Annotated in this window: 7 protein-coding genes and 1 pseudogene; 4 read left to right on the top strand and 4 right to left on the bottom strand. The window is 47.7% G+C overall.

The window, feature by feature from the left end:
- A pseudogene (locus NDA03_RS26485) lies at window positions 1–96 on the top strand (IS5/IS1182 family transposase); the annotation flags it as partial.
- A gap of 1 nt (window position 97) precedes the next feature.
- Here the strand turns inward: NDA03_RS26485 and NDA03_RS26480 are convergent.
- Window positions 98–271 carry a hypothetical protein gene (locus NDA03_RS26480; RefSeq protein WP_348239654.1) on the bottom strand — a complete coding sequence of 58 codons (174 nt, stop codon included), beginning with the start codon at window positions 269–271 and terminating at the stop codon, window positions 98–100.
- A 20-nt stretch (window positions 272–291) separates the two neighbouring features.
- On the bottom strand, window positions 292–498 hold the full coding sequence (locus NDA03_RS26475) for a hypothetical protein (protein ID WP_348239650.1): 207 nt from the start codon (window positions 496–498) through the stop codon (window positions 292–294).
- A 209-nt stretch (window positions 499–707) separates the two neighbouring features.
- On the opposite strand from NDA03_RS26475, the gene NDA03_RS26470 reads away from it, so the two are divergent.
- On the top strand, window positions 708–2,021 hold the full coding sequence (locus NDA03_RS26470; protein ID WP_190410463.1) for a pentapeptide repeat-containing protein: 1,314 nt from the start codon (window positions 708–710) through the stop codon (window positions 2,019–2,021).
- Between the two features lie 259 nt (window positions 2,022–2,280).
- Window positions 2,281–3,234, top strand: a complete 954-nt coding sequence (locus NDA03_RS26465) for a glycosyltransferase family 2 protein (protein ID WP_190410462.1) — start codon at window positions 2,281–2,283, stop codon at window positions 3,232–3,234.
- Between the two features lie 126 nt (window positions 3,235–3,360).
- Here NDA03_RS26465 and NDA03_RS26460 read toward each other — a convergent pair whose 3' ends face one another.
- A complete protein-coding gene (locus NDA03_RS26460) occupies window positions 3,361–4,362 on the bottom strand; it encodes a Gfo/Idh/MocA family oxidoreductase (protein ID WP_348239649.1) in 1,002 nt (333 codons plus the stop codon).
- Between the two features lie 421 nt (window positions 4,363–4,783).
- On the opposite strand from NDA03_RS26460, the gene NDA03_RS26455 reads away from it, so the two are divergent.
- Window positions 4,784–5,080: a ferredoxin gene (locus NDA03_RS26455; RefSeq protein WP_190410460.1), complete on the top strand. Its 297-nt coding sequence runs from the start codon at window positions 4,784–4,786 to the stop codon at window positions 5,078–5,080.
- Between the two features lie 239 nt (window positions 5,081–5,319).
- On the opposite strand, the gene NDA03_RS26450 is transcribed toward NDA03_RS26455, so the two are convergent.
- A complete protein-coding gene (locus NDA03_RS26450) occupies window positions 5,320–6,936 on the bottom strand; it encodes a SpoIID/LytB domain-containing protein (RefSeq protein ID WP_348239653.1) in 1,617 nt (538 codons plus the stop codon).
- Window positions 6,937–7,101 lie beyond the last annotated feature (165 nt).

The raw sequence follows: 7,101 nt of genomic DNA, 5'->3' as shown, positions 1-7,101 counted from the left end.
TTTTCAGGACGTTATCGCAATCGCAGGCAGAGATTTGGTTTGCGCTTAAACCTAATTGCTGGCTTGCTGAACTACGAACTGGCACATGCCTCCTGATTCATGCAGGAGGTCTAATATTGAGAGCAAATTCTTCAAGACTTAAGCTGGTGGCATTTTGAGAGGAAATGAAGCAAAGAGTCACTTCATCTATTGCAGAACTTGCCGTCAGCACTAACGCAGGACGTAATTTTGTTGTACTTAAGTCTGTAAAGGGAAAATTAACTAGGACAATATCTCCTTTTTTAAGTCTTACTAGATTGCTTCTCCATCATCGAGGGTGTAAGTATCAGGTTCATTGTGGAGAAAATCAAAAGCTCCTCCGCTTTGTGCAAGGTGCGCTAATTCAAGGGTTGAAGGGTAGGGTATATTGCTAAATAGTTTTTCTTCAAGTAGCGATCGCTCATCCGGTGGCAGAGATAAAATAACTTGGACTAGGGATTCAACTAATTGGGTATTCATGAATTATTCTCCTGGTTTCTGTTGAGTTGCTTGTTTTATGATAGCGATCGCGCCTTTCTCGAACTACAGGAAAAAGAGGAAACAGAGCGATCGCATTCAGCGCCATTTGCCCTTAACACTTGCCTGCTCTATTAGATAAAATCTTGTTGACTGCCGCAGCCGCTACCATAAAGCATGGGTTTACTGCGCCTGCTTGACGAATTAACACAATGACGACAGAGCCTAATCCTTCCCAGTCCAATTCACCGTCAAACGCTCAAGATAGTGGCAATGGTAACAGACCTGCTGTGAACAGCCCGTCGCAGATGCAATCGCTGACACCGTCCGGACGGAACCAATACGAGCAACATTTGGCTACCATGCCGCGATCGCTGGTGCTGTCCAAAAAGAATCCAGTTGTTCCGCAAGGAACGCCCATCGTCCTGATAGCGATCGCCTTAGTCATCCTAGGGTTAGCAATTAATAACTTCTGGATCGGGATATCAGGAGCGATCGTGGGGCTAGTCGTATCGCTGCGGATGCTATGGCTTGGTTTGGAACCCGTGCTGGATGAGATGCTACCGCCAAAACAGCGAGCTGTCATCGTCGCCATCGTCGGAACAATCTTATCGCTCATCAGCTTGCTCAAGTTTTCTGGTATCAACCAAAACATCGGCAAGTGGTTAAACCAGCAAAAATGGGATGAACTCGGTTCCCTGGCAGAATGGACAGGAGCTGTAGGGCAAATTTTCATTGCCGTCATCGCCGTATACGTGGCGTGGCGACAGTACATTATTTCCAGAGACTTGACCATTCAGCAAAACTCCCTGACCATTCAGCAAAACCTGATTACTCAGCAGCAGACGATCGATACTTATTTTCAGGGCATCTCCGACCTAGTATTAGATGAAGAAGGATTGCTCGAAGATTGGCCTCAAGAGCGGTTACTAGCCGAAGGGCGTACCGCCGCTATCTTGAGCAGTGTAGACGCCAGCGGGAAAGCCAAAATTCTGCGGTTCTTGTCCAGTTCTAAATTGCTAACTCCCCTAGAACGCGATCGCCGCCTAGGTCGAGCTATCTTTGACGGACTGGGAGGCTATGCAGAAGACCGCGTCAACGGCGTGCGCGTTATCGACTTAGGAGTCATGTTAGCGAAGGCAGATTTGTCTGGCACCGACTTGCGCCGCACAGACTTAAGCGAAGCCAATCTTGTTGGTGCTAACTTAAGCAATTGCGATTTAGTCAAGGCTAATTTCTCTCGCACCATCTTGTATGAAGCGAATCTTGCCGGTGCCGATTTCAAAGCCACCCGCTTGTTCTATGGTCCGGGGGAAACTGCGACCCCTCGCACTCATACTCAACCTCCCTACGCTAACTACAAAACAGGTGCTTATACGGGCGCTGTAGTAGAAAATGCCGACTTCACCGACGTTGAGGGACTCTCGGAAGAACTGCGCCAATATTGTTGTGCTTGGGGTGGCGAAAAAACCAGAGCCACAATTCCCGGTGGTTGCGAAGGCATTCCTAACAAATTGGAACGATAATTCGTAGCTGTTAGCGATTAGTCATTAAATAGAGGGACTTAATTATTTGCCGGATGAGTAGGGCGACTAAGCGTTACTCATCAAACCTTATCAATGTATGGTTTTGTCCCTCAATCCAAACGACAAAATGACAGGATTAAATTCAGTTATCCTACTTAGTCATCAGTCCTTTGCGATTGACGAAGAGCGAATAAGTAATGACACTTGACCAATGACAGCGATTCACTAAAAGTTATTGGCGAATCGTTAACAGCTAATTATGAACCCCAAATATTCCTTCATCATTCCCATCTATAACGAAGAGAAAAGCATCCCCGAACTTTATCGGCGGATGAGTGCGGTGATGGAGCGGCTAGATGCCCCAACGGAGCTAATTTTAGTCAACGATGGCAGTCGCGATCGCTCTTTACAAATGCTGCGCGAATTGCATGAAAAAGACCCGCGAGTTTGCTACTTAAGCCTTGCCCGTAATTTCGGTCATCAGATTGCTGTCACCGCAGGTCTTAATTTTGTTCGGGGTGAAGCAATTGTTATCCTTGATGCCGACTTACAAGATCCCCCAGAATTAATTCCAGACATGGTGGAAAAATGGCAACAAGGCTATCAAGTCGTCTATGCTCAGCGCATCAAACGCCACAAAGAAGGCTGGTTCAAGCGCTTCACCGCCTATGTGTTTTATCGTCTTCTCAAGCGTCTGGCAAATGTAGACATCCCTACCGATACAGGCGATTTCTGTCTAATGGATCGACAAGTCGCAGATATCCTTAATTCGATGCCTGAGCGCAATCGTTATATCAGAGGACTACGTTCTTGGGTTGGCTTTCCCCAAACCGCCGTCTACTTCGAGCGTCACCCCCGCTTTGCTGGCGAAGTGCAGTACACTTTCAGTAAATCTTTGTCCTTGGCAGTGAATGGATTAGTCTCCTTCTCAAAAGTACCGCTGCGGCTATCTACTTATGTCGGCTTATTCGCGGCAGCGATCGCTCTGGTGATGGCGATATTAGTTCTGTATTGGCGCATTTTTGTCCCGAATTCACCCCTTACTGGATTTACATTGATTCTGGTTGCAATCTTCTTTCTCGGTGCCGTGCAATTGGTAAGTATCGGCATCTTGGGAGAATATATCGGGCGCATCTATGAAGAAGTCAAAGGTAGACCTCTGTATACTTTAGCGGAAGTCGCCGGTTTTAAAAATGTAGCGAGTCGCAAGTAAAAATTAGAAGCTTTTTTAACGCTAAGAACACCAATGTTTTCCTCAAATCTGGCAGAGAGTCGCTTCAAGTTGAGCTGGCGTTGCAAAATGCCTTAACACAAAGTTAATTTGCTACTTGAAAAGCGCTTAAACTACAACTGTCTGCCCAGTTTCTGCTGAACAACGCGCGGCATCGGCAACTTTGAGGGCGTATAAGCTAGCCTCTGGGGTAACATACAGCGGTGTGCCTTCAATCAAGTGGTCTAAAACCATGCTGGTGTCTTTGGCAAATAAACCCCGACGCCCTCCCACTTCAATTGGTGTTGTCTCGTTCTCTTTGATTAGCTTGCTTTCATCTCCATCGAAAATTAATCCCCCGTGTTCTCCGTGAACCTCAAAACTTCGGGATGGTTGCCAGAGATTTTCCCCTTTTCCATAAATCACCTCTGCAACCACGCCGCTAGTAAACTTTAGCTGGGCTGTGCAAAAACAGGATTGGTAGAACGTCCCCTCGCCCCAATACCGTGCTTGACAGCTAACGGTAGCAACAGTTCCAAACAAATCAGTTAGGCGATGGATGCGAGAGAGGGCACCGCACAGAGGAAAACCAAACAATTCTGGGTGATAAGTCCAGCGCTGGGGTGCTGGGTGCTGGGGATTGATGGTGCTGTAACGGGCGTAAAAGACTTCTCCAATTTCGGGTAAGGATTGCTGCAGTGCTTGATGCAAACCGCCCAGAATTTCTATATGCTCAACGTGCAGGAGTTGGTTGCGATCGCGTGCTAAGGCAATGAGTGCTTCTGCCTCTGCAACGTCCAAACACAGCGGATATTCGACAATAACGTGTTTTCCAGCTTCAAGTGCGGCACGCGCGATCGCTCCATGCTGCTGGTTCACCGTGCAGATGACGATCAAATCGATATCCTCTCGCCCCACTAAATCTTCCCAAGATGAAACGGCTTGGCAAGAGTAGGTTTGACCAAATTCCTTTATGCTGTCTGGGGTATGTCCGGCAACGGCTACTAGCTGGGTTCTATCTTGGGATTGAAATGTTTGCGCCCGGAGTTTAGCTGCATATCCAGTTCCCACCAGCCCGACACCGATTGGGAGCTTGCCAGACCACGCAGGATGAGACACTGATGTTGGCATTTTAAAATTGTGTTGTTGCTAACAGTAAAAAATCATCCGGTGATTAATCTCTAAATTTTTCAGTTCATCTGTCTGAATTTAAAGATTAATTGTTGTTATTAATTCTTTCTATAATTACAGCTAATATATTTACCCCGAAGAAGGTATCTCGATGTTCTCGAGGAATTGTCAGCTGAACATCGTATCACTGGTCTACCATTCCATTGATAAGTATAAGTAATTAGGATTGAATCTTAAAAGTTTATTACGAATACCATTCACACCATCTATTGATCTCGTGTTGAAGGCTCTGGTTTTTCCCGTAGTATCTAAAGAGGAAGTGAACCTAGTAAGCAAACCTTTACCTGAGCTTAGTCTAGCGAGGAAGGTCGCTCTACTCTGAATTACTACTGCCATTTCGACTACTTGAGAGGAACGCTACATGGCTTATAAAGTAAGGTTAATTAACGAAGCCGAAGGGCTGGACACCACGATTGAAGTTGAAGGCGACGTCTATATTCTTGACGCCGCAGAAGATCAAGGTCTCGATCTGCCCTACTCCTGTCGCGCTGGTGCTTGTTCAACCTGCGCTGGCAAAGTGACTGAGGGTGATATCGATCAATCTGACCAGTCTTTCCTGGATGACGATCAGATTGAAGCTGGCTATGTCCTGACTTGCGTGGCTTATCCCAAGTCGGATTGCACCATCATGACCCACCAAGAAGAAGAACTCTATTAAGAAAACCAGTCAGTGGTTGGTTGTCAGCGATCGCAGACAAGAAAAAACAACGTACAACGGATATCAGTAAAAGACGCGCTATTATTGGCGTCTTTTCAAACCAGCAACTGACTTGTATGGGCGGGTTGATCGATAGGATGGACTATTTACAGATATCTGGATTAAACCCGCCGCCAAATAACTGACAACTTCTAAGCTTTTTAGCAGGGACACTCTCAAGCGTCCCTGCTTGATTGTTTTCAGGAGTTGGGCAACGCTTTTGTATTTTGATCCGGGCCGAAGGTAATGGACTGGTTAAGAGGCTGAATTTGGGCACCAGGATAGTAGAAGTTGAGAATCTGCTGACTTGACCAACCCGCTTTCGCTAAATTGAATGCGCCGGTTTGACTCATGCCTACGCCATGCCCCAATCCGCCTCCAATAAAGGCATAACCTTTTAGGGTTTTGTCTGCGCCATAGATAGGTTGTAGGTAGAAAAGGGTGCTGCGGGGTGGTCGGAAGGCACTGCGGATATCATCCTTATGGATCTCAACCACGCCGGTGTCGGTTTGCACCGCCAGTCGGATAATCCGTCCGGAGGGCGATCGCTCTGCTACCCGCAATTGCTTAATTGCTTTAAAGGGAGTATGGGGAGTCTTTGTCCGCTTGAGATAAAGCTGCAAATCTTGGGTAATCTGAGCGATACTGCTGGCTTTACTCCAGCGAAACCAATTGCCGCCAGTTTCGTGAAATCCTTGTTTCAGGCTGATAAACCGCTGGAAATTTTGTTCTTGAGCCAAAGACAACTGCGGGTTCCAAATTGTCCCAGATGAATCTACCACGGCTTGGAGATACGGGCGATCTGGGCCATTCCAGACATCATTAAAGGGCGCACTGATGCCACCGCTGGTACTGGAATAAAGGGCATCCACCAGTTCATTCTGGTAAGTTAGCACTTGACCTTTTGTCGCCGCGATCGCTTTGTCTGTTGTCGGTACAGTGCCGGTGAGACCCTTGTAAACTTGGCAGTGGGTGTCTGCACACAGTTCGTACCCATCCACTGTAAACCGCCGTAAGTTCCGCAGTGCATAAGTCCGAGCAATGATTGCCTGCGCTTCCGCCGCCGCATAGGGGGCACCGCCATCCAGTTCGTGCGGTACGACGCCCCGCAGATAAATTTCTAAGGGTACTTGATTGACCAGGGTGTAAGTGCCGTAAGCGTTGGGTTGCAGCCGCAACGAGCCAGCGTAGAGAACGCTATTTTTCGAGTTTTTGCCTTTTGTCACCTGGATCGGGTTTTTGCCAGGGATAATCTCTATCTGGTCGCGATCGTACCGAAAACCATTCACCACGAGAGACGCTTTGGGCACTTTCTGCACCACTTCCGTCTCCAAATACGCAGCGCGATCGCCTTGAGCTTGGAGGTTCTGCAACAGCCAGCGGCGCACTAAAGGCGTTTTGTAAACATCGCGTTTTGCCCACACCTGCCAGCGTTCCGGCTGCGCTACCTCAACCTCAATTCCCTTGGCTTGCCACGCTTTGGCACTGTCTTCCGCCATCTCAAAACTCCGATAAATGCCCAGGACAAGCCGTTCCTCTAACGCAGGTGCTGGTAGAGGTTGCATGGTCACTTCTAGCTTGGCACTGGTGGTTTGCAGGGTTTGCTGGCGATCGCCTGTATTAAAGCGCAACATCAAGCGATCGCCCGATGTTGCCTGCAACGTCATTTGGTCGGGTTCCTCACCAAATCGCTGCACAACCCCCACTTTCAGTTCCACATCATTGCTACTGGGTGCCGGTCCAGACGCCGCTGTGAGTCCTATCAGCCCAAACACCGTCAAAATGGTGCGGGACCAGTGACCTAAACGTTTTCCCATCCCAGCCGGACGAGTGAATTTCCGACTTTGCGATTTGGTTTTTACCAAATTCTGCCTCAAGGTACATCCCTTTTTTTGCATGGACTATCTGAGGATAGAAGATTTTTCTTCAAAGCTGACTCTATATTTTGTCTCAACCTACGCAGCTAGTTGTTCCATCTATTG

The organism is Trichocoleus sp. Lan, assembly GCF_039961855.1.
Taxonomy (GTDB): Bacteria; Cyanobacteriota; Cyanobacteriia; order Cyanobacteriales; family FACHB-T130; genus FACHB-T130.
Note: the sequence above shows the minus strand (reverse complement) of the source record. Positions and strands in the feature narration are given on the sequence as shown.

Coding starts and splice junctions, on each gene's coding strand:
- NDA03_RS26475 (WP_348239650.1), bottom strand. CDS start 498: ATGAATACCCAATTAGTTGAATCCCTAGTCCAAGTTATTTTATCTCTG.
- NDA03_RS26470 (WP_190410463.1), top strand. CDS start 708: ATGACGACAGAGCCTAATCCTTCCCAGTCCAATTCACCGTCAAACGCT.
- NDA03_RS26465 (WP_190410462.1), top strand. CDS start 2,281: ATGAACCCCAAATATTCCTTCATCATTCCCATCTATAACGAAGAGAAA.
- NDA03_RS26460 (WP_348239649.1), bottom strand. CDS start 4,362: ATGCCAACATCAGTGTCTCATCCTGCGTGGTCTGGCAAGCTCCCAATC.
- NDA03_RS26455 (WP_190410460.1), top strand. CDS start 4,784: ATGGCTTATAAAGTAAGGTTAATTAACGAAGCCGAAGGGCTGGACACC.
- NDA03_RS26450 (WP_348239653.1), bottom strand. CDS start 6,936: ATGGGAAAACGTTTAGGTCACTGGTCCCGCACCATTTTGACGGTGTTT.